This window comes from Streptosporangium amethystogenes (assembly GCF_000721075.1).
Classification (GTDB): Bacteria; Actinomycetota; Actinomycetes; order Streptosporangiales; family Streptosporangiaceae; genus Streptosporangium; species Streptosporangium amethystogenes.
Window position 1 is genome coordinate 197,024 of record NZ_JOEQ01000001.1, and the last position, 19,578, is coordinate 216,601.

Annotated in this window: 13 protein-coding genes; 9 read left to right on the forward strand and 4 right to left on the reverse strand. The window is 71.8% G+C overall.

Annotated features, from left to right (window positions below; genetic code table 11):
• The first annotated feature begins 216 nt into the window (after positions 1 to 216).
• The 5 genes from IG98_RS0100905 (at position 217) to IG98_RS0100925 (ending at position 10,250) form a co-directional block, all read left to right on the forward strand.
• Positions 217 to 6,417: a non-ribosomal peptide synthetase gene (locus tag IG98_RS0100905; protein ID WP_051751313.1), complete on the forward strand. Its 6,201-nt coding sequence runs from the start codon at positions 217 to 219 to the stop codon at positions 6,415 to 6,417.
• Between the two features lies 1 nt (position 6,418).
• Positions 6,419 to 6,592 carry an MbtH family protein gene (locus tag IG98_RS0100910; protein ID WP_030904120.1) on the forward strand — a complete coding sequence of 58 codons (174 nt, stop codon included), beginning with the start codon at positions 6,419 to 6,421 and terminating at the stop codon, positions 6,590 to 6,592.
• A 2-nt stretch (positions 6,593 to 6,594) separates the two neighbouring features.
• Positions 6,595 to 6,891: an acyl carrier protein gene (locus IG98_RS0100915; protein WP_245651353.1), complete on the forward strand. Its 297-nt coding sequence runs from the start codon at positions 6,595 to 6,597 to the stop codon at positions 6,889 to 6,891.
• 28 nt (positions 6,892 to 6,919) lie between these two features.
• Positions 6,920 to 8,305: a condensation domain-containing protein gene (locus tag IG98_RS0100920; RefSeq protein WP_030904124.1), complete on the forward strand. Its 1,386-nt coding sequence runs from the start codon at positions 6,920 to 6,922 to the stop codon at positions 8,303 to 8,305.
• Positions 8,306 to 8,417: 112 nt separating this feature from the next.
• Positions 8,418 to 10,250, forward strand: a complete 1,833-nt coding sequence (locus IG98_RS0100925; RefSeq protein WP_030904126.1) for a N,N-dimethylformamidase beta subunit family domain-containing protein — start codon at positions 8,418 to 8,420, stop codon at positions 10,248 to 10,250.
• An 86-nt stretch (positions 10,251 to 10,336) separates the two neighbouring features.
• Here the strand turns inward: IG98_RS0100925 and IG98_RS0100930 are convergent, their stop codons facing one another.
• Positions 10,337 to 10,999: a response regulator transcription factor gene (locus tag IG98_RS0100930; protein WP_030904128.1), complete on the reverse strand. Its 663-nt coding sequence runs from the start codon at positions 10,997 to 10,999 to the stop codon at positions 10,337 to 10,339.
• The gene (locus tag IG98_RS0100935) at positions 10,996 to 13,143 is read right to left on the reverse strand and encodes a sensor histidine kinase (RefSeq protein ID WP_245651354.1); all 2,148 of its coding nucleotides are present in this window, start codon (positions 13,141 to 13,143) and stop codon (positions 10,996 to 10,998) included. The genes IG98_RS0100930 and IG98_RS0100935 overlap by 4 nt, the downstream gene beginning before the upstream one ends.
• 288 nt (positions 13,144 to 13,431) lie before the next feature.
• Between IG98_RS0100935 and IG98_RS0100940 the strand changes: the two genes are divergently transcribed.
• On the forward strand, positions 13,432 to 14,028 hold the full coding sequence (locus tag IG98_RS0100940) for a hypothetical protein (RefSeq protein WP_030904132.1): 597 nt from the start codon (positions 13,432 to 13,434) through the stop codon (positions 14,026 to 14,028).
• Here the strand turns inward: IG98_RS0100940 and IG98_RS0100945 are convergent.
• Entirely contained in the window at positions 14,007 to 14,651 is a 645-nt protein-coding gene (locus tag IG98_RS0100945) for a M15 family metallopeptidase (RefSeq protein WP_030904134.1), read from the reverse strand. The two genes, IG98_RS0100940 and IG98_RS0100945, sit on opposite strands and share 22 nt — an antisense overlap.
• 215 nt (positions 14,652 to 14,866) lie before the next feature.
• Entirely contained in the window at positions 14,867 to 16,039 is a 1,173-nt protein-coding gene (locus IG98_RS0100950) for an ROK family transcriptional regulator (RefSeq protein WP_030904136.1), read from the reverse strand.
• Between the two features lie 207 nt (positions 16,040 to 16,246).
• Between IG98_RS0100950 and IG98_RS0100955 the strand changes: the two genes are divergently transcribed.
• Genes IG98_RS0100955 through IG98_RS0100965 form a run of 3 tightly spaced genes read left to right on the forward strand, consistent with a single transcriptional unit; the run spans position 16,247 to position 19,478 of the window.
• Positions 16,247 to 17,584, forward strand: coding sequence for an extracellular solute-binding protein (locus IG98_RS0100955; RefSeq protein WP_030904138.1), 1,338 nt, complete (start codon positions 16,247 to 16,249; stop codon positions 17,582 to 17,584).
• A 2-nt stretch (positions 17,585 to 17,586) separates the two neighbouring features.
• Positions 17,587 to 18,600, forward strand: coding sequence for a carbohydrate ABC transporter permease (locus IG98_RS0100960; protein WP_030904140.1), 1,014 nt, complete (start codon positions 17,587 to 17,589; stop codon positions 18,598 to 18,600).
• Positions 18,597 to 19,478: a carbohydrate ABC transporter permease gene (locus IG98_RS0100965; RefSeq protein ID WP_084195057.1), complete on the forward strand. Its 882-nt coding sequence runs from the start codon at positions 18,597 to 18,599 to the stop codon at positions 19,476 to 19,478. Before IG98_RS0100960 ends, IG98_RS0100965 begins: the two co-directional genes overlap by 4 nt.
• Positions 19,479 to 19,578 lie beyond the last annotated feature (100 nt).

Consider the following 19,578-nt stretch of genomic DNA (forward strand, 5'->3'; position numbering starts at 1 on the left):
CGGAAGGACGAAACCCTCGCGAGAGTGGGCCTTGCGCCCTCGGAGTGGAGGTGTAACACTGACCACCCAGAACTAACTGAAAGGTTTCTTTCCAGAAAGTGACCTTTCCCGAGGCCCGCTCAACTGGGCAAATATGCACGGAGTGGGCCTTTTGCGTACCAATTTCCAGCGCGATTGCGTAAGCCACCGGACCCGCGGCCGAAAAAGGAGCCCTGCGTGTTCCAATCAGAGACCGTTCCAACCGGCCGGCCGGGGACGGAGTACCCCCTGTCCCCCGGCCAGCAGCGGCTCTGGTTTCTCCACCGGCTCGACCCGGACGACTCGACCTACAACACATCCTATGTTTACAGGTTGAAAGGTCGCCTTGACAGAGCCGCCCTGGAGGCCGCGTTCACCGCCGTGGCCACCCGGCACGAGAGCCTGCGGACCAGGTTCCGCGAGGTGGACGGGAAGCCCCTGGCGATCGTCGACCCGCCCTCGCCGATCCCGGTGGAGCGGCTGGCGGCCCAGGACGCGCGGGAGGCCACCGCCCTGGTCTCCGCTCTCACCAACACGGCCTTCGACCTGGCCGCCGCGCCGCCGTTCCGGGTCTCGCTGATCGAACTCGGCTCCGAGGAGCACGTGCTCTGCGTCGTCCTGCACCACATCAACGGCGACGGCTGGTCGCTGAACGTGCTCCGCTCCGAGGTCGCCGTCCACTACGGCAGCCGGGGCGGCGCGGCGCTGCCCGAGCTTCCCCTGCAGTACGGCGAGTACGCGCGCGACCTGCGCCCCGCGGACTCCGAGCTCCGCTGGTGGACCGAGCGGCTCGCCGGGGTGCCCGCCCTGGAACTGCCCACCGACCGGCCGCGCCCCGCCCGGCGGACCGGCGAGGGCGCCGAGGTCGACTTCCGGATCGAGGCCGAGGTGGCCGCCTCGATCGGCGCCCTCGCCCGGCGCGCCAGGTGCACGCCGTTCATGGTGCTGCTGGCGGCCTACCAGGTCCTGCTCCACCGGCACACCGGCCAGCGCGACTTCTGCGTGGGCACCCCCTCGGCCGGTCGTGGCAGCACCGAACTGGAGACCATGATCGGTTTCCTCGCGACCACGCTGGCCCTCCGCTGCGACCTGTCCGGCGACCCCACTTTCGACGACCTGCTCAGGCGCACCCGCAGGATGGTGCTGGACGGGCTCTCGCGGCAGGAGATCCCCTTCGAGCGCCTGGTGGCGGATCTCGACACGGAACGCGATCTCAGCCGCACGCCGCTGTTCCAGACCATGTTCGCCTTCCACACCCACGGCGAGTGGGCCGAGCCCCTGCCCGGCCTCGACGCCACCCCCTTCCCCAACGGCTGGGCCCGTGCCCGGCTCGATCTGTCCATGGACCTCTCCCCCGGCGACGACGGCCACCTGTACGGCACCGTCATCTACAGCACCGAACTGTTCGACCGCGAGAGCGTGGCACGGCTGGTCGCCCGCTTCCAGGAACTGCTCGCGGCCGTGGTGGCCGACCCCGGCTCGCCGGTGAGCTCGCTGCGGATGCTGCCGGACGCCGAACTCGCCCTGCTGGCGGAGTGGAACGACACCGGGACCGAATCACCCGAGGTCACGCTGGTCGACCTGCTGCTCGAACAGGCCGCGGCGACCCCGGGCGCGATCGCGGTACGGGCCGTGCCCGCCGGCACCGCGTCGGCGGGCGGATCCGGAGCGGCGGAACTCACCTACGCGGAACTGGCCGGGCGGGCGGCGGAGCTCGCCGGGCGGCTGAGCGCGGCCGGGATCGGGCGCGGCTCGCTGGTCGCGGTCCGGATGGAACGCGGCGCCGACATGCTCGTCGCCCTGCTGGGCGTGGCGATGAGCGGCGCGGCCTACCTTCCCGTCGACCCCGACTACCCCGAGGCCCGGGTCGGGTACGTGATCGAGGACTCCGCGGCCGCGCTGGTCCTGACCGGCCTCGACGACCTTCCCCCGGCGACCACGGTCCCCGCCGCGACCACGCGACCACATCCCGGCGACACCGCGTACGCGCTCTACACCTCCGGGTCCACCGGGCGGCCGAAGGGGGTGATGGTGCCCCACCGGGCGCTGACCAACTTCCTGCTGGCGATGCGCGCGCTGCTGCGCTCCGCACCCCGGGACGTGTGGCTGGCGCTGACCTCGCTGTCGTTCGACATCTCCGCCCTGGAGCTCTACCTGCCGCTGGTGACCGGTGGCCGGGTGGTCGTCGCCGACGCGGAGACGGCCCGTGACGGCGCGCGGCTCGCACGCCTGATCAGGGACGAGGGCGTGACCCACGTACAGGCCACCCCCTCGGGCTGGCGGGTCCTGCTCACCGGGGACCTGCCGCGCGTGGTGGGTCTGACCGGCGGTGAGCCGCTCGCACCCCGGCTCGCCCGCGAGCTCCGCCCGCACCTCGACCGGCTCGTCAACGTCTACGGCCCGACCGAGACCACCGTCTGGTCCACCGCCTGGGACGTTCCAGAGCATCCCGGCGAGATCGTCATCGGCCGCCCGATCGCCAACACCGTCGTCCAGGTCACCGACCCCGTCGGCGGACCGTGCCCGATCGGGGTGGCCGGAGAGCTGCTCATCGGCGGCGCGGGGGTGGCCACCGGTTATCTGGGCCGCCCGGCCCTGACCGCGGAGCGCTTCGTCCCCGGCCCCGGCGGCTCGCGGCACTACCGGACGGGAGACCGCGTCCGCCTGCGCAACGACGGCACCCTGGAGTTCCTCGGCCGTAACGACAACCAGGTCAAGCTCCGGGGGCACCGCATCGAGCTCGGCGAGATCGAGGCGGTGCTCGACACCCACCCCGACGTGCGGCAGACGGTCGTCGCGGTGCGCGGGGACCGGCTGGTGGCCTTCGTCGTTCCAGCCGCGTCATCACAGGTGGAGACGGACGGCGCGGGAGCGCTCGACGGGGTCGGGGAGCACGCCGCGCGCGAGTTGCCCGGCTACATGGTGCCCAGCGTGTTCGTCGAGGTGGAGGCGTTGCCGCTGACCCCCAACGGGAAGGTCGACCGCAACGCCCTTCCCGACGTGGACGCGACACCCTCGCGGGACGCGGTCGCTCCCCGCACCCCGGGCGAGCGGATGGTCGCGCAGGTCTTCGCCGAGGTGCTCGGGACGGCGGAGGTCGGGGCGCACGACGACTTCTTCACCCTGGGCGGGCACTCGCTGCTGGCCACCATGGTCACCTCACGGCTGGCGGCGCTGTCCGGAACGGAGATTCCCGTCAGGGAGGTGTTCACCCGGCCGACGGTCGCCGGGCTGGCGGAGCTGATCGCGACCGCGTCCGGCGAGCGGAGCGACGGGCCGCGCCCGAGGCCCGAGGGAACCGCCCCGCCGCTCTCCTTCGGCCAGGAGCGGCTCTGGTTCCTCAACCGGCTCGACCGAGACGACGCGTCGTACAACATGTGCCTGGTCAGGCGGCTGCGCGGGCCGCTGGACCGGGATGCCCTGGCCCGCGCCCTGGCGGGCACGACCGCCCGCCACGAGAGCCTGCGCACCCGCTTCCCCGAGGCGGACGGCGTGCCGGTCGTGGTCGTCGACCCGCCGGGGCCCGTGACCGTCGAGGAGGCCGACGCGGCGGGTGAGGCCGAGGCACTGGAGCTGGTCTCGGCGCTGACCAACGCTCCCTTCAAGCTGGCCGCCAGGCCGCCCCTGCGCGTCGCGCTGATCCGGATCGCCGAGGACGACCACGTCCTGTGCGTCGTGCTGCACCACATCCTCGGCGACGGCTGGTCGCTCAACCTCGTCTTCGACGAGGTGTCACGCCTGTACTCCGGCGACCCCGGCCTGCCCCCGGTCCCGCTCCAGTTCGGCGACGTCGCCCGCTGGCAGCGCGAGCGCGACCTCGGTGGCCTGCTCGGCTACTGGCGGGACAGGCTCGCCGACCCCACCCCGCTGGACCTGCCGGTCGACCGGCCACGCACCGCCGGGGCCGCCAGGCGCGGCGAGGTGGTCACCGTCCGGCTGGAGGAGGCCGAGGTCGCCGCCCTGGCCCGGCTGGGCAGGGAGCACGGTGCCACCATGTTCATGGTCCTGCTCGCCGCCTACCAGGCTCTCCTGTCCCGGCACAGCGGCCAAAGCGACATCCTCGTCGGTACGGCCACCGCCGGCCGGGACCGGGTCGAGCTCGAACCGGTCGTCGGCTATCTCAGCGACACCCTGGTCATGCGCGGCGACCTGTCGGCCGACCCCACCTTCGCCGACCTGCTCCGGAAGACCAGGACCGGTGTCCTGGACGCCTTCTCCCATCGCGGCGTGCCGTTCGAGGAGCTGGTGCGGGCCCTGGGGGTCGAACGCGACCTCACCCGCACGCCGCTGTTCCAGACCATGCTCATCCTGCACACGCAGGACTCCGGGCAGGCCCGCGACGCCTTCGCCGGGCTGACCGCCACGGCGTTCGAGCACGGCATGCGGCAGGCCAAACTGGAGCTGATGCTGGAGGCCTGGCAGGACGAGCACGAGCTCATGCTCAGCTTCGCCTACGACGCCGAGCTCTTCGACCGGGCCACGATCGAGACCATGGCCGCACGGTTCCACCTGCTGCTCACCGCGCTGCCCGGCGCGTCCGGCGACCGCGTCTCGAAGCTGCCGCTGCGCACCGAGGACGACGGCGCCCTGCTCCTGCGCCTCTCCCACGGCCCGGTACGGCCCACCGCCGCCCCGGTGCCCGACCTGTTCGCGGCGACCGTACGCGACACGCCGGGCGCGGTCGCGATCGGGTGCGGGGGTGCCACGCTCGGCTACGCCGGGCTGGACGCCCGCGCCGACGAGCTGGCCGCGCTCCTGCGGGGGCACGGCGTCGCCGGTGGCGATGTGGTCGGCGTCTGCCTGGACAGATCGCCCGACGCCGTCGCGGCCCTGCTCGCGGTCTGGCGGGCCGGGGCGGCCTATCTGCCGCTCGACCCGGACCATCCCGCCGAGCGGCTCGCCTTCATGCTGGACGACAGCGCCACCCGCCTCGTCCTCACCTCGGCGGCCCTGCGCGACCGGCTGCCCGCCGGCACCCCGGTCGTCCACCTGGACGACCGGCCCCCCGCTCCGGAGACCGGCCGGCCCGCCGATCCGGCGGCACCGGACGGCGGGGCCGCCTATGTGATCTACACCTCCGGGTCCACCGGCACGCCGAAGGGGGTCGTGGTCTCGCACCGCAACCTGGCCGCCCGTGTCGGGTGGATGCGCGAGGCGTACGGGCTGGGTCCGGGCGACCGGATGGTCCAGTTCGCCTCGCTGAGCTTCGACACCCACGCCGAGGAGATCTACCCGGCGCTGGCCGCCGGGGCCCGGCTGGAGCTGCTGCCCGAGGGCGGCGTCACCCTGCCCGACCACCTCGACCAGGTCACCGTGCTCGACCTGCCCACGGCCTACTGGCACGCGCTGGTCGACGACATCGACGAGATCCCCTGGCCGCCGACCCTGCGTCTGGTGATCCTCGGCGGCGAGCAGGTGCACGAGGCGGCCGTGGCCCGCTGGCGCCGACGCTTCGGCGACCGGGTACGGCTGGTCAACACCTACGGCCCGACCGAGGCGACGATCATCGCCACCGCCGCCGAACTGGACGGCTCCCCCGGACGCCCGCCCATCGGCGTCCCGATCGCCGACACCTCGATCCTGCTCCTGGACGGTTCCGGCGAGGCCGTACCGCCGGGGGCGCCGGGTGAGCTGTGCGTCGGCGGGGCGGGGGTGGCCGTCGGCTACCTGGGCAGGCAGGACCTCACGGCCGAGCGCTTCCCCACCCTTGGCGACCCGGGTGTCCCCGGCGTCCTCGGCGGGGGGCGGATCTACCGGACCGGCGACCTGGCGCGCTGGCGGGCCGACGGGCAGTTGGAGTTCCTGGGCCGCCTCGACGACCAGGTCAAGGTACGCGGCTTCCGGATCGAGCTCGGCGAGATCGAGGCGCGGCTGCTGACCCACCCCGGCGTCGGCCAGGCGGCGGTGGCCGTGTACGGGGAGGCGCTGGTCGGTCACGTCGTCGGCACGGCCACGGGAGACGAGCTGGCCGGGTACCTGGCCGAAACGCTGCCCGCCTACATGGTCCCCGCCCTCTGGGTGAACCTCGCCGCCCTGCCGCTGACCGGGAACGGCAAGCTTGACCGGGCCGCACTGCCCGCGCCCGAGACCGGCCCCCGGACGAGAACCGCCCCGCGCGGCGACGCCGAGGAACTGGTGGCCGAGATCTTCGGCGAGGTGCTGGGGATCGAGGAGGTCGGCGCCTTCGACGACTTCTTCGCGCTGGGCGGGCACTCGCTGCTGGCCACCCGCGCCGTCGCCAGGCTCCGCGCCGCCGTCGAGGTGGACGTGCCGATCCGCACCCTGTTCGCGCGGAGCACCGTGGCCGACCTCGCGGCGGCGGTGGAGGAACTGCTCGTCGCCGAACTGGCCGAGATGTCCGACGAGGAGGCCGCGCGCCTCATGGAGACCGGGAGCTGAGATGGACTACCACGTCGTGGTCAACCACGAGGAGCAGTACTCGATCTGGCCGGACGGCCGGGACCTGCCGGACGGCTGGCGGCACGAGGGTGCCCGGGGTACCAAAGAGGACTGCCTCGCTCACATCGACCGCGTCTGGACCGATCTGCGCCCGCTCAGCGCGCGGAGGTCCTGAAGATGTCCGACCGATTGGTGCCGGGAAGCATGCGAGAGGAGATCGTCATGGTCAGGGAACGGCTGGCGGCGATGGTGGCCTCGGCGTCCGACGGCGCGGTCACGGCCGGGGAGGCACTGGCCGCCACGGTCCCGCTGTCCGCGCTGGGGGTCACCTCCCTCGCGCAGATGCGGCTGATCGACGCGGTGGAGACCGAGTTCGGGGTGGAGATCGACCTGTCGGGTGACGGGCTCGACCTGCTGGACGACCTGGACGCGCTGGAGCGCCACATCGACGCGGTACAGCGCTCGCACTCCTGACCTCCGACTCCTGCGACAGGGGGAGCACATGGACATCCGGTTCTCGGGGAGCCGGTCGGGGACGGCACCGCTGACCTGGGGGCAGCGCGCCATCTGGGACACGATCCGAAGGACGGCGCCGGACGACCACTACTTCAACTTCGGCCGGGTGCTCGCCGTGCCCCGGCGGGCCAGACCGCTCACCGTGGCACGGGCCGCCGAGGTGCTGCGCGCGCTGGTGGAACGGCACGAGTCGCTGCGCACCAGGCTGGGTGAGCCCCCGTACGGAACCGCGGAGTCCTACCTTCAGACCCCCGCGAAGGCTCACGGGTACAAAAACAGCAGCGGCGGCGCGGAACCGTGGCAGGTGCTGGAGACCACCGGGGCCGTCCCGGTCACCGTCTCCGAGGGCGACCCCGAGCGGCTCCGGGACGCGCTGGCACAGACCGCCTTCGACTACCGGAACGAGTGGCCGCTGCGGATCGGGCTCGTCGTCGAGTGCGGCGAGGTCACTCACATCGTGCTCGTCTTCTGCCATCTGGCCGCCGACGGCCTCGGGGCCGAGGTGGCGGTCACGGATCTGCGGCTGCTCCTGTTGCGCGGTTCCCTGCCGGGCCCGCCCCCGCCCTCACCGCTGGATCTGGCCCGCTGGCAGGGCTCCGAGCGGGGTCTGAAGGTCGCGAGGATCGCCGCCGAGCACTGGGAGAGCGAGTACCGGCGCATCCCGCCGACCATGTTCGACCGGCGCGAGGAGGCCCCCGCGGATCCGCCGATCTGGCGGGCGCGACTCGTCTCGCGGGCGATGGACCTGGCGGTGCGACGGATCGCCGCCGTGCGCGGCACGAGCACCTCGACGGTCCTGCTGGCCGCCGCGTCCGTACTGGCCGGGAAGGTGAGCGGCCACGAGGTGTGCGCGATGCTGCCGATCGTGGGCAACCGCTTCCGCGGCGACACGGCCGGCGCCGTCACCACGCTCTCCCAGGAGGGCCTGTTCGTGCTGGACCTGCGCCGGGGCGACTTCACCGAACTGCTGCCCGCGGCCAAGCCCGCCGCGCTGCGCGCCTACCGATCCGCCTACCACGACCCCGCCGAGCGGGACGGGATCACCGAGCGGATCAGCCGGGAGCGGGGCACGCCGATCCACCCGTACTGCTGTTTCAACGACATGCGCTTCGCCGACCGGGTGGACGCCTCCCCCGACGAGCGGACCGTGCGGGGCGCGCTGGCGGAGACGATCCTCACCTGGCCGCTCAGCCAGGAGAAGCTCAACTGCCGGTTCTGCCTGCACGTGACCGGCGAGCCCGGCGGGCTGGGCGTCTCGCTCACCGCCGACACCCGCCACCTGTCCCGCCCCGCGATGGAACGCTATCTCCTCGATCTGGAGTCCCTGCTGGTCGAGGCCGCGTTCCGCGAGGTGCTGGAGCCCGTCGGTTGACTCCTCTCCCGGACCGGAACCCGGACACTCCCCGCCGAAGGTGCCCGACGGCGGTCCACACCCACCCCAGCCGGCGCCCACCGCCCGGCCTCCTGCCCGGAACCGGAGCCCGATGACGGTCCACGCCTACGCCGAGTCGACGTCCTGCGTCCAGGGCGGCTCACTCCGCTTCCACCTCGCCCGCGCCTCCCGGGCCCCGCTGCGCGGCTCGGTGCTGATCGAGGACGTGGCCACGGACCTGGCGGTGCTCGAAGGGGAGTTCACCGGCCCGTCCTGGACGCTCGACGTCTCCGCCGACTGGTCCAGCTCGCTCTACCGTGCGATCTTCACCGCCGACGAGGGCGTCTGCGAGGTCTACTTCGTCGTACGGGCCGCCAGGGCCGGCTCGCCGATCCTGCTGTCGATCCCGTTCCCGACCTGGCAGGCATACAACCGGGCGGGCATTCCCGGCGAGTCCATCTACTGGACCGAGCAGGCCACCCGGGCCTCGCGTGTCTCCTTCGACCGGCCGGGCGGCGGGCCGCCGCCCGAGCGCTGGGAGGAGGGCATGATCCGCTGGCTGGGTCCCGCCGGATACGACGTCGACTACTGCTCCGCCCTGGACCTGCACTCCGGGCGCGAACTGCTGGCCGGCTACCGGCTGCTGATGGTCAGCGGGCACGACGAGTACTGGTCGGCCGGGATGCGCGACAGCGTCGAGGAGTTCGTCCGCCGGGGCGGCAACCTGGCCGTCTTCTCCGGCAACACCTGCTGGTGGCAGTTCCGGCTGGAGGACGACGGGCGCACCATGGTCTGCTACCGCGACGCGGTCGCCGACCCGATGGCCGCCGTGGATCCCGCCCTCACCACGGTCGAGTGGTCCAGCGCGCCGGTGAACCGCCCGGAGAACGGCCTGACCGGGGTCAGCTTCCGGCGCGGCGCCGGGACCTGGGGTCCGTACATGCGGCTCATGCACGAGGAGTCCTACACGGTCCGCTTCCCCGAGCACTGGGTGTTCGAGGGCACCAGGCTGGGTGAGGGCGACGCCTTCGGCAGGGGCGCCATCGGCTACGAGACGGACGCCTGCGACTTCGTCGAGCAGGACGGCGTGCCGGTGGCCACCGGGCGGGACGGCACCCCGCCGTCCTTCGTCATCCTGGCCACCGCCGACCTGCGGCACTGGCACCGGTACGGCCAGGGCGGCATGGCCACCATGGGCGTCTTCGGCCTCGGCGCCGGGACCGTGTTCACCGCCTCCACCGTGAACTGGGGAAACACCCTGCACGACCCGGCGGTGGAGCGGATCACCCGCAACGTGCTCGACCGGCTCTCCCACCGCGTCTCCGGCTGGGAGGTGATCGGCCCCGGCGGCTCGATCCGCGCGCTGACCGCGTGCGACTCGCGGCTGTACGGGGTGGGCACCGACGACGCGCTGTACCGCAGGGACGTCGGCGGCCAGAACCTGCGCTGGCGCCGCATCGACTCGGGCGGCGGCGTCGTGGCCATGGCCACCCCGCGCGAGGCGTCCGGCACCAGGCCCGTCGGCCTGTACGGGCTGACCGGCGACGGGCGTCTCGTCTACCGCGCCCCGGGCACGCGGGCCCCCTGGGTCGCACTCGGCGACGCCCCGCCGGGCGGGGTGGGGCTGGCTCTGGTGGACGGCGACCTGTGGGCCGTCACCACCGCCGGTGGGCTGTGGCACCTGCCCCCGGACGCCGCGGAGTGGATCCCGGCCGACGAGAACACCGGCGAACTCCCGGGCGCGATGGCCATGACCGCCATGAACGGCCGCCTCTACGCCGTCGACCTCGCCGGGCGGGTCCGCACCCGGCTGCCGCTGCCGGGCCCCGGCGAGTGGGCCGACCTCTGCCCCGCCGACGGGAGCACCACGCTCACCGCCCACGCCGGCCGCCTGATCGGCACCACTCCCGGCGGCCCGCTGCGCTGGCGGACCCCTACGCCCTAGGCACCGGTCCCGCGGTTCCCGCCGTGGCGAGGCCGATGGCGACGCGGCGGAACGCCACCCGACCGGCCACGGCAGGTGGCGGCGCCCTAGCGGCCGAGGCCCGCTTCGCGGGCGCGGATGATGGCGTGGGCGCGGTCGGCGACCTGGAGCTTGGCGAAGACGTTGGACACGTTGTTGCGGACGGTCTTCGGTGACAGCGCCAGGCGCTCGGCGATCTGGCGGTTGGACGATCCCGCCGCGATGAGATCGAGGATCTGGCGTTCTCGCGTGGTGAGCTGGGAGAACGGTTCCTCGACGGCGGGGCGGATCGCGGCCAGACGGGCGAAGTAGCCGTTCACCCGGCCGGCGACGGCCGGGCCGAAGATGACATCACCGCTGGCGACGGCGGTGATGGCGCGCAGGATCTCGTTCTGGTCGGCGCCCTTGACCAGGTAGCCGCGGGCACCGGCGAGCATGGCGGCGAAGACGTTTTCATCGTCGTCGTACATGGTCAGCGCCAGCACGCCGACACCGGGGTGCGTGGTCACGATCCTGCGGGTGGCCTCGATGCCGTCCAGTCCGGGCATCTGCAGGTCCATCACGACGACATCGGGCCGTAGCCGTCCGGTGAGGAGCACCGCCTCAGCGCCGTCGGCGGCGGTGGCCACCACCTCCACGGTTCCGGTGGAGGAGAGCATGAGGCGGAGCCCGTCGCGGTAGACGGGATGGTCGTCGGCCAGCAACACCCGGGGGATTCCGGAGGCGGTCATCGATGGCCTCCCTCTGAGACGTCGGAAAGGGACATTGTCTCGCAGTCCACTCCGTAGGGAATGACCGCCCGGACCCGGGTTCCGCCCCCGGGCCCGGCCGACACCGTACAGCGCCCGCCGAGCTCGGCGGCCCGTTCCCGCATGGCGACCAGCCCCACGCCGGCGGCGGCTCCGGCGGCCATGCCCCGCCCGTCGTCGGTGATCTCGATCCGCAGCGTGCCGCCCGCGGCGGTCAGCTCTACGGTGCAGGCGGCGGCCCGCGCGTGCCGGGAGGCGTTGGCCAGGGCCTCGGAGACGATCCGGTACGTCGCGACCTCGGCCGCCGCCGGAAGCCTCGACAGGTCCCCGTCCGTCCGGATGGTCACCGCCGGCGCGTCGCCGGCGAACCTGGCCGCCAGCCTTTCCACCGCGCCCACCAGACCGAACTGGTCAAGGGCCGGGGGCCGCAGGTCGTGCACCAGGCGGCGCACGTCGGCCAGGACGGAGGACAGATCCCCGCGCACGCTGGCCAGGATCTCCTCGGCCGCGGGCAGGTCGCGCACGGCCACGTTACCTGCGGCCTCGACCTTGAGCGCGGCGGCGGCCAGGAGGGGGCCGAGACCGTCGTGCAGGTCCCGGCGGAGCCGTCGGCGTTCCTCCGCGATGCCGGTGACGAGTTGCTCCCGGCTGCGCTGGAGTTCCTCGGTGAGCGCGGTGGCGTGGGCGGCCGCGGCCGCCTGCCGGACGACATCGGCCAGGAGGCGCTGGTCCGCGTCCGACAGCCGCGCGCCCATCATGGGGACAAGGACCAGCCGCCCGATCTGCGCCTCCCGGTAGGCGAAGGGCAGCACCACGACGTCGTCGCGGCGGGTGCCGTGTTCGACGACGGCGGTGTGGCCGTCGGGCCTGTCGAGTTCGACCCGGACGTAGGGCGAGCGGAACGCGGTCGACAACACCCCGGCGACCTCGCGCAGCAGTTCGTCGGGGCCCACCGACTCCTCCAGCCGCTCGGCCAGCACCGACACCACGTCGTAGGGTTCCCCCCTGCCGGTGAGGATCCGGTTGACTCCCCGCTGGACACGCAGCCTCAGCGGCGCGTAGAGCACCGCGACCACCCCGGCCCCGATCACCGCCGCCAGCGGGTCCTGGATGAAGGCGCCCACGCTCAGGAAGACCGCCATGTCCACGGCGACCACGGCGGCCGCCAGCCCTCCGTACAGGATCGTCCGGCCGAGCAGCAGGTCGACGTCGTAGAGGCGGTAGCGGGCCACCGCCACGACGACGGCGATCGCCATGGAGGTCAGGCAGAGTGGCCAGATGATCCCGCTGAGGTCGGGGAGGTACGGCTTGGTGGCGACCAGGACCACGGTGATCACGACGTTGACGAGCCCCGCGAGCAGCATCCAGCGCAGCTGTGCCCGCAACCCGGCCTCGGAGCTACGGAACCTGCGGACGAAGGCCGCCACCGAGATCAGCACGCTGACCAGGATCAGGGCGAGGATGCCGAACCGGGTCGCCTGCCAGAACGCCTCGGGCAGCGGCGGGGTGACCGGGTCGACCGCGAGCCCGGCCAGGCCGGGGAAGACGGGGTCTTTCTCGGAGATGATCCGCCAGGGGACGGTGAAGAGGATCAGCACGGCGAGCGCGGCGCTGCCCAGGGCCGGCCAGGCGGCCCATCGCCAGCGCGGCGAGGGCAGCCGCCCGTCGGGAAAGAACAGCAGCACCAGCGGGACGAACAGGTTCTGCACGGGGCCGGTACGACCACCGATGAACAGTGCGATCTCGGTCAGCGGCAGGTCTCCGCCATACCGCAGCACCGACAGTGCCGCGTAGCCGGCGCCGAAACCGTTGGCGCAGGTGAGCACGCCTCCGGCGACCAGCAGCCACGCCATCGGGTGCCGGGGTAGCCGGTGGATCAGGACGGTCCCCGCCGCCACGAGCACCAGGCCGGGAAGCGTGGAGGTCCATATCGGCCAGCTGATCGGGTCGGGCCGGGGAGTCGCGCCCGCCGCCGCGTCGGCCAGGTACCCGCCCACGGTGGCCAGCACACACAGCATCAGCGACACGAACGCGCACATCCACAGGGCCCGGTCGAGCCGCCCGGAGGGAGCGGCGTGATCAGAGCTGTCCGGCTGGCCGGCGGCTTCCTGGCGAGGAGTCGGCACATTCGTATGGTGACACCCCACGGACCCCACGGCCACGGGTCAGGTGTCCCGCGTCGAGGCCCCCTTGTCCCTAACCGTGGCGGGCGGAGACGGGACAGAGACGAGGGCATGCTCCCTGGCCGTCCGGGACGGGGGTGGGAGAGCTTGTCGGTCGAGCCGAAGAGCTGGCCGTGCACAGGCGCGGTGCGAGCGAGAACAGGGGACCGAGGGTCCCGCAGGAAGGAGCCGGTCATGGCCGTTCAGGTGGATACCCACCGTTCCCTAGCCGATCGTGTGAGGCTGGCAGGGATGATCCTCGCCGTGGGCAGCGCCTCGTGGGCGGTGGGCACCCTCGTGTCGGGCGAGACCATCCAGACGAGAATCGTCGTCTTCTCGACGGTCACCGAGATCCTGTACCTGATCGGCGTGGCCGCTCTGGCATGGGTGATCGGGACCACCGGGGCGGCGGGGCGAATGATCACGTCGGTGCAGCTGGTCCTGCTGGCCGGGGCTCTGGTGTACAGCGTGGCCGGGTTCTGGTACGAGACCTACGACCAGATGCCGCTCTGGCTGGCCGTCGTCGACGTCTGCTGGCCGCTGGCCAACCTCTGCACGCTCGTCATGGGCGGCGTGGTCGCCTGGCGGGGCCGCTACCGGGGCTTCCTGCGCTGGCATCCGCTGCTGTGCGGGAGCTGGCTGATCGTGATGATCCCGGTCAAGAACCTGCTCGGGATAGGGGTCGGGATCTACGTCAGCGCCGCCTGGCTGCTGGGCACGTACGCGGTGCTCGGGCTGCGCCTGGCGCTGCGCCCGGCCGCCGTGCTCCCCGGTGTGGACGGCGGAGCGGTGAGCGGCATCCGGCCCGTGCCCGGAGGGCACGGAGGTCAGGTGGAGGTCGGGCCGTAGACGGCGCAGGGGGCGCCGGTGGTCATGGCCCAGTAGCGGTCGCCGTAGGACCAGTGCCACCACTCGGTGGGGTAGTTGACCAGGCCGGCCGCCTCCAGGGCCGTACCGAGGATCCTGCGGTGGTGACGGGCCTCGGCGGACAGGCCCGGGGCCTCGGTGTAGCAGGCGCCGCCGCTCTGCTCGGGGGTGGCGTTGAGCGGGGTGCCCATGTCGAGCTCGGTCCCGTCCTCGGCGGACAGGGTCAGATCGACCGCCGCTCCCGCGGTGTGCGGGGCGATCTCGACGGGCGAGACGTAGCGGCTCGCCGCGCTCCGGAGCTCCGCAGGCGACATTTCCGGAAATGTCGCCCGCAACTCCGCCGAGTAGTCATCGAAGATCTTTTTCTGGGTCGCCGGTGGCCGGTAGCCCTCCACGACCAGCAGCCGGTATCCCCCCGGAAGCTGCGCCTGCGCCTTCTCCAGCCGGTCCAGCAGCCCGAGCCGCAGGTGGGCGAAGGCCCCCTCGGCGTCGGCGAGCCGCCCGTCCGTCTCCAGCCGCCCCCGCACGTCGATCAAGGGTTCACCGGACTCCTCGACGGGGATCGAGGCGACTCTGGCGTCGGAGATCAGCACGATGTCACGCATGACGGCAATTCTTCACCAAACACCTGCCGGCTGGAGACCCGGTTCTCCAGAAGGGGTCAAGGACCGGTCTGCGAATCGTCAACTTCGGCCTTCCCGGCAGAGCGGCGCTCCGGAGCCCGGCCCGCCGCCATCCATCATCCGGTGCCGTCATCCGGTAAGGAACCCGCGAGGATCGAGAACGGCTCGGCCACCGGCGTCCTCCGGGTGAAAGAACGTCAGACGGTGTCGGAGAACACCTGCTCCCGAGCCTGCTGCAGCGCCGACACCAGCGCGCCGCGCAGTACGGGGTTGCCCCTGACCCGCGAGACCACGACCCGGGGCTGGCTCGGGCAGACCCGGGCCACGGCATCCTGCACCCTGGCGGCGAGCGCGTCCCCTCCCGCCCTGCCGACGTCGCCGCTGAGCACGATCAACCCGGGGTCCAGGACCACGGCGACCGCGGCGACGCCGACCGCCAGCCGCCCGGCCAGTTCGTCCAGAAATGCCTCGGCACCCGCCGCGACGGCCGTACGGACCCGCTCCCCCACCGGAGTCGCGTCGGCGACGGAACCGATGCCGTAGGCGCTCGCGAGCCCGGCCACGGCGTCGCCGCCGACCAGGCGCTGGAACGAGCCCGACTGGGGTTCGCTCACGTCGGTGGGGAGCGGCTCGCCCGGAACGGGAAGCCAACCGATCTCACCCGCGCCGCCGGTGAAACCGCGGTGCAGCCGCCCGCCCAGCATGACGCCGAGCCCCTGGCCGACCCCGGCCCAGACGAGCACGAAGTCGTCGACGCCCAGCGCCGCGCCGTGCGCGCGCTCGGCCAGCGCGGCCAGGTTCACGTCGTTCTCGATCGTCACCGGGACGCCGAGGTCGCGACGGAGCTCGGCGAGCACGCCGTTGTGCCAGGAGGGCAGGTCGAAGGAGAACCGCACGTCGCCGGTGCCGGGGTCGACGACGCCCCGGGTGCCGATCACGAAGGCACGGAGCCGGTCCGCGCCGATGCCCGCGGCCCCGCACGCCTGGCCGACCGCGCCGCGCACCAGCCGTACCGGGTCGTCGTGCCCGCTGGGGTCGGCCGAGACCTCGGCGACGAGTGTGCCGGTGATGTCGGCGATCCCGGCACTGATCCGGTCGGGGAGCACGTCGAGCCCGACCACGTACGCGCAGGAGGGCACCACCCCGTAGAGCGCGGCGTTGGGGCCGCGCCCGCCGGCCTGCTCGCCGACCACCGCGACAAGGTCTCGCTCCTGGAGCCTGGCGAGCAGCTGACCCGCGGTCACCTTCGAGAGCCCGGTGTGTTCTCCCAGCTCGGCCCGGGTTAGCGGGCCACTGGACAGCAGGAGCTCCAGCGCCGCGCGGTCGTTGAGCTGGCGCAGCAACCGGGGGGTCCCCGGGCGTGTGGACAAGGCCGTCCTTCCCGTCACGATCCGCTAACGATCGTTTCTTTTAAGAAAGTTTCTTGTTAGTTTATCCCTAGCCAGCCCGCAGGCAAGTGATCGGGACCGCGGGTTGTGACAGTTCCGACAGCTCCCAGTGAGTGCAACGGGTCGCGGGGACCCCGGCCATAACAGATGAGCGCAAACTCCGGCGAAAGCCTGAAAGGGAGAACTCCAGTGAAGTTCGCGAGAATCGCCACCACGACGGCCACCACGGCCGCCCTCGCCCTGGGTCTCGCCGCGTGTGGCAGCAGTGAGCCCGCCACCCCGGCCGCCGGCTCCGACGCGTCGGCACCCGCCGCGTCCGGACCCAAGTTCGCAGGTCAGACCCTGACCGTCTGGCGCCTCGGCGCTCCGGACGAGAAGCAGAACAAGCTCATGGGCGACCTGAACGCCAAGTTCAAGGAGACCACCGGCGCCGAGGTCAAGCTCCAGTGGGTGCCGTGGCCCGACGCGCAGGCCAAGTGGACCGCCGCGCTCGCCGGTGGCGAGGGCCCCGACGTCACCGAGTTCGGCAACGACCAGGTCGCCGCCTGGGTGGCGCAGGACGCGCTGACCGACATCACCGAGATCGTCAAGGCCGCCCCCGACTTCCAGCAGATCCCGCAGAACCTGTGGGGCTACGAGACGGTGGACGGCAAGATCTACGCCGCCCCGTGGGGTGGCGGCACCCGCGCCGTCCTCTACCGCAAGGACTGGTTCGAGGACCTGAAGATCGAGGTGCCCAAGACCTGGGAGGAGCTCGTCGAGGCGGGCAAGAAGATCGTCGCCAAGAAGGGCAAGGACGTCGACGGCTTCGCCTTCAACGGCGGCTCCGACGCCAACATGTCGCTCTCCCCGTTCGTCTGGTCGGCCGGCGGCGACTTCGCCGCGTTCGAGGGCGGCAAGTGGGTCGGCAAGCTGACCGAGCCCGGGTTCAAGGAGGGCTTCCAGTACTACACCGACCTGGTGACCAAGCACGGCGTCTCGCGCAAGTCCGCGCTCACCCAGAACTCGGTGGACATCGCGACCCGCTTCGCCAACAGCAAGGTCGGCATGTACGTGACCGGCGGCTGGGACATCACCACGATCAAGGAGCAGAGCGGCGGCAAGGTCGACGACTCGAAGATGTCCTTCTTCTCGCTCCCGGCCAAGGACGGCAGCGGCCCGGCCCCGGCCTTCCAGGGCGGCAACGACATCGCCATCTGGAAGGACACCAAGAACCTCGAACTGTCCGCCGAGTACGTCAAGCTGGCCGCCGGCAAGGAGTTCGGCACCCGCTACGCCAAGGAGGGCGGCCTGCTTCCGCTCTACCCGGAGGCCCTGACCGAGTACGCGTCCGACCCGGTGCAGGCGCCGTTCGCCGAGACCTTCAAGGTCGCCAAGGGCTTCCCGAACGACACCAACTGGGCCGAGGCCAACGACACCAAGGCGGTCCTGCAGAGCGCGGCCCGCTCGGTCATCGAGGGTAAGAAGGACGTCGACACCGCGCTGGCCGACGCCAACAAGGAACTCGAAGAGATCCTGAACCAGTAGTCATGGCGAACACCTCAACCATCGCCCGGGACGGGGGCTCCCCCTCCGTCCCGGCGCGGGGGCACCGAGGCGCCACGCCCCCGCGCAGGTCCAGCGGGCTGCCCGTCCGGGTGGTCCCCTACGCGCTGCTCGTCCCCGGCCTGATCGTCATCGCGGGCCTGCTGCTCTACCCGCTCTTCCAGATGGTCGTCATGTCCTTCCAGAACGTGGGACTGCGGCAGATCCGGGGGGTGCCGGCCGAGTCCGTCGGCCTGGAGAACTACCAGAAGCTCGTCGAGTCCGAGCTGTTCTGGACCTCGCTGCGCAACACGGTGGTCTTCGCCGTCGTCACGGTGGCGCTCACCCTGCTGCTCGGCACGCTGGTCGGCCTGCTCCTGCACAAGCTGGGCAAGAAGATGTCGACCTTCCTGATCGTCGGCATCATGGCCGCCTGGGCCACCCCGCAGATCGCCACCGCGATCATCTGGCGCTGGCTGTTCGACGCGGAGTCCGGCGTCATCAACTGGGCGCTCAACGCGCTGCCCGACTGGTTCTCCTCCCTGCTGTTCGGCCGCTCGGACTGGACCGGCGAGCCGTGGCTGAACGACGCGTTCACCATCTACATCGTGCTGATCATCGCGGTGGTCTGGGCGTCGTTCCCGTTCATCGCGGTCTCGGTGCTGGCCGGGCTGAAGAGCATCTCCAAGGAGCTGTACGAGGCGGCCAGGGTGGACGGCGCCTCCGCGTGGCGGATCTTCTGGAAGATCACCTTCCCGCTGCTGAAGCCGGTCTTCGCGGTGCTCACCGTGCTCTCGGTGATCTGGGACTTCAAGGTCTTCACCCAGCTGTTCGTGCTGGCCGGCGGCACCTCCAACCGGGAGGCGTTCAACCTGTCGCTGTTCGCCTTCACCCAGGCCTTCAGCGCACCGCCCAAGATGGGCATGGGCGCGGCCATCGCGGTGGTGCTGACGCTGATCCTGCTCTTCATCACCTTCTTCTACGTCCGCCAGATCGTGAAGACGGAGGACGTGCGATGACGACGTACGGCAGGCGCGGGCCGCGGGGAGATCTCCAGCGGCGTAAGCGACTCGGCAACATCGGCCTGAACACCGCGGCCGTCCTGGTGTTCCTGTTCGCGGTCTTCCCCGTCTACTGGATGGTGAGCACCGCCTTCAAGAGCAGCGAGCAGATCTTCACGACGGACTTCATCCCCTTCCCCACCGATCCCACCCTCGAACACGTGCGGCGGGTCTTCACCGAGGGCGTCGCCGGCCACTCCATCTGGCGTTACCTGCTCAACAGTTCCATCGTGGCCCTCGGCACCGTGCTCATCGGCGCTGTCTTCTCGCTGCTGGCGGCGACCGCGGTGGCCCGCTTCCGCTTCCGCGGGCGCACCTCGTTCCTGATCCTGCTGCTCATCGTGCAGATGGTCCCCGGCGAGGCACTGCTCATCCCGCTGTTCATGATGGTCAGGCGGGCCGGGCTGTACGACCAGCTCCTCGGCCTCATCGTGGTGAACGTCGCGATGACGCTGCCGTTCGCCATCTGGATGCTGCGCACCTTCGTCGCGGCGGTTCCCAAGGAACTGGAGGAGGCGGCCTGGATCGACGGCGCGAGCCGGTTCGCCACTTTCTGGCGGGTGCTGTTCCCGCTGGTGGCCCCCGGCCTCGTCGCGACGAGCATCTTCTCGTTCATCACCGCGTGGAACGAGTTCGTGTTCGCGCTGACGCTCATCGGCGACCAGGGCAGCTACACCATGCCGGTGGCGCTGCGCTACTTCGTCAGCCAGCGGTCGGTGGACTGGGGCGGCATCATGGCCGCCTCCACCCTGATGACCATCCCGGTCATCGTCTTCTTTCTCCTGGTGCAGCGGCGGATGGTCTCCGGACTCGTCGCGGGCGCCGTCAAGGGCTGATCCCCCATCGGTGCTGGTACGGCTCGCACCCACAAGGCGCGAGCCGTACCAGCCCTGCCTGTTCCATGTCCGCTCCCCTACATCTCAGGTAAGGAACACC

Bases quoted from the DNA above. Each gene is read 5' to 3' on its own strand.
- IG98_RS0100915 (WP_245651353.1), top strand. From the start codon at position 6,595: ATGTCCGACCGATTGGTGCCGGGAAGCATGCGAGAGGAGATCGTCATG.
- IG98_RS0100920 (WP_030904124.1), top strand. From the start codon at position 6,920: ATGGACATCCGGTTCTCGGGGAGCCGGTCGGGGACGGCACCGCTGACC.
- IG98_RS0100965 (WP_084195057.1), top strand. From the start codon at position 18,597: ATGACGACGTACGGCAGGCGCGGGCCGCGGGGAGATCTCCAGCGGCGT.
- IG98_RS0100960 (WP_030904140.1), top strand. From the start codon at position 17,587: ATGGCGAACACCTCAACCATCGCCCGGGACGGGGGCTCCCCCTCCGTC.
- IG98_RS0100940 (WP_030904132.1), top strand. From the start codon at position 13,432: ATGATCCTCGCCGTGGGCAGCGCCTCGTGGGCGGTGGGCACCCTCGTG.
- IG98_RS0100925 (WP_030904126.1), top strand. From the start codon at position 8,418: ATGACGGTCCACGCCTACGCCGAGTCGACGTCCTGCGTCCAGGGCGGC.
- IG98_RS0100910 (WP_030904120.1), top strand. From the start codon at position 6,419: ATGGACTACCACGTCGTGGTCAACCACGAGGAGCAGTACTCGATCTGG.
- IG98_RS0100930 (WP_030904128.1), bottom strand. From the start codon at position 10,999: ATGACCGCCTCCGGAATCCCCCGGGTGTTGCTGGCCGACGACCATCCC.
- IG98_RS0100945 (WP_030904134.1), bottom strand. From the start codon at position 14,651: ATGCGTGACATCGTGCTGATCTCCGACGCCAGAGTCGCCTCGATCCCC.